The sequence below is a fragment of the Microbacterium sp. zg.Y909 genome, assembly GCF_024626565.1.
In genome coordinates, this window is sequence record NZ_JANJFJ010000657.1 from 1 (window position 1) to 1,327 (window position 1,327).

Sequence of the window (1,327 nt, forward strand, 5' to 3'; positions counted from 1 at the left end):
ACCCGCCAGGCCCGCTGGGTGGACTTCGATCGCGGCTACAAGACGCTCGACACCAGCTTCATGGAGTCGGTGCTGTGGGCGTTCAAGCAGCTCTACGACAAGGACCTCGCCTACGAGGGCCACCGCGTGCTGCCGTACTGCTGGCGCGACGAGACCCCCCTGTCCAACCACGAGCTGCGCATGGACGACGACGTCTACAAGATGCGCCAGGATCCGTCGGTCACCGTCACCTTCCCGCTCGTCGGCGTGAAGGCCGAGTCGCTCGGACTGACGGCCGTGCGGGCGCTCGCGTGGACCACGACCCCGTGGACGCTGCCGACCAACCTCGCCCTCGCCGTCGGTCCCGACATCACGTACGTCGTCGTGCCCGGCGGCCCGAACGGCGCCGCCGACGTGCACGAGGACCGCGCCGAGGGGGAGTCGCACCGCTACCTGCTGGCCGAGGACCTGCTGGCCGGCTACGCCAAGGACCTCGGCTACGACAGCGCCGAGGACGCCCGCGCCGCCGTGCAGCAGACCGTGCGGGGCGCCGAGCTCGCCGACGTGCACTACGACAGACTGTTCGACTACTACGCCGACGCCGACGCGTGGGGCACGCACGACGCGTGGCGCATCCTCGTCGATGAGTACGTCACCACCAGTGACGGCACCGGCATCGTGCATCAGGCCCCCGCCTACGGTGAGGACGACCAGCGCATCACCGAGGCCGCCGGCATCCCGCTGATCATGAGCCTCGATGACGGCGGACGCTTTCTGCCGCAGGTCTCCGACGTCGCCGGCGAGCTGTGGATGGATGCCAACCGGCCGCTCATCCGCCTGCTCAAGGCCGAGGGCCGGCTGCTGCGCGAAGCCAGCTACGAGCACTCGTACCCGCACTGCTGGCGCTGCCGCAACCCGCTCATCTACAAGGCCGTCTCGAGCTGGTTCGTGCGCGTGACGGCGATCAAGGACCGCCTGATCGAGCTCAACGAGCAGATCACGTGGGCGCCCGAGAACGTCAAGCACGGCCAGTTCGGCAAGTGGCTCGAAGGTGCCCGCGACTGGTCGATCAGCCGCAACCGGTACTGGGGCTCACCCATCCCGGTGTGGCGCAGCGACGACCCCGCCTACCCGCGTGTGGACGTCTACGGCTCGCTCGAGGAGATCGAGCGGGACTTCGGGCGTCTGCCGCGCAACGCCGACGGCGAGGTGGACCTGCACCGCCCGTTCATCGACGAGCTCACCCGCCCGAACCCCGACGACCCCACCGGCCAGTCCACGATGCGCCGCATCGAGGACGTGTTCGACGTGTGGTTCGACTCCGGTTCGATGCCGTACGCCCAGGTGC

The 1,327-nt window shown here is 69.3% G+C and carries 1 protein-coding gene; it reads left to right on the forward strand.

What is annotated here, in order from left to right; all coding sequences use genetic code 11:
- Window positions 1-1,327 (forward strand): class I tRNA ligase family protein (locus NQ160_RS23870; protein WP_257517467.1); only part of this gene is annotated, 1,327 nt, incomplete at both ends.